This window comes from Tatumella terrea, from assembly GCF_039523755.1.
GTDB lineage: Bacteria > Pseudomonadota > Gammaproteobacteria > Enterobacterales > Enterobacteriaceae > Tatumella > Tatumella terrea.
Window position 1 is genome coordinate 1 of the sequence record NZ_BAAAFX010000009.1, and the last position, 947, is coordinate 947.

1 protein-coding gene is annotated in these 947 nt (G+C 66.0%); it reads right to left on the reverse strand.

The features are described 5' to 3' along the window. The coding region (locus ABD035_RS05225) for an Ig-like domain-containing protein (protein ID WP_343868281.1) at window positions 1-947 on the reverse strand (947 nt) is incomplete at both ends.

Here is a 947-nt window from a genome sequence, read left to right on the forward strand (position 1 = left end):
GTGACCGTGGTGGTGATACTGTGGCTGCCGCCGGCCAGGGCCGGCAGGGTGCTGCTCCAGCTGCCGTCGCTGCCCGCGGTGGCGGTGCCGATGGCTTTACCGTTGTCGAGGATAGTGACGGTGTCGCCGGCTGCCGCGGTCCCTTTCAGGATCGGGGTGGCATCGTTACTGGCTTTCCCGCTCAGATCGTCCCCGGCGGAATCGGTCAGGCTGATATCGCCTGCTTCTGCCGGTGCCGTGGTCTCGATCGTGACAGGAATGGCGGCCGAAGGCTGGCTGGTATTGCCGGCGGCATCGGTGACCGTGGTGGTGATACTGTGGCTGCCGTCAGTCAGGGCCGGCAGGGTGCTGCTCCAGCTGCCGTCGCTGCCTGCCGTGGCGGTACCGATGGCTTTACCGTTGTCGAGGATAGTGACGGTGTCGCCGGCTGCTGCGGTGCCTTTGAGGATCGGGGTGGCATCGTTACTGGTCTTCCCGCTGAGATCGCCTCCGGCGGAATCGGTCAGCGTCACGTTGGCTGCTGCTGCCGGCGCCGTGGTCTCGACCGTGACAGGAATAGCCGCCGAAGGCTGACTGGTGTTACCGGCGGCATCGGTGACCGTGGTGGTGATACTGTGGCTGCCGCCGGCCAGGGCCGGCAGGGTGCTGCTCCAGCTGCCGTCGCTGCCTGCCGTGGCGGTACCGATGGCTTTACCGTTGTCGAGGATAGTGACGGTGTCGCCGGCTGCCGCGGTCCCTTTCAGGACCGGAGTAGAGTCATTTGTCTCCGCTCCGGCCAGATTCTTACCGCTACCGTCGGTCAGTTCGACATCACCGGCTGCTGCCGGTGCCGTGGTCTCGACCGTGACAGGAATAGCCGCCGAAGGCTGACTGGTGTTACCGGCGGCATCAGTGACCGTGGTGGTGATGCTGTGGCTGCCGTCAGTCAGGGCCGGCAGGGTGCTGCT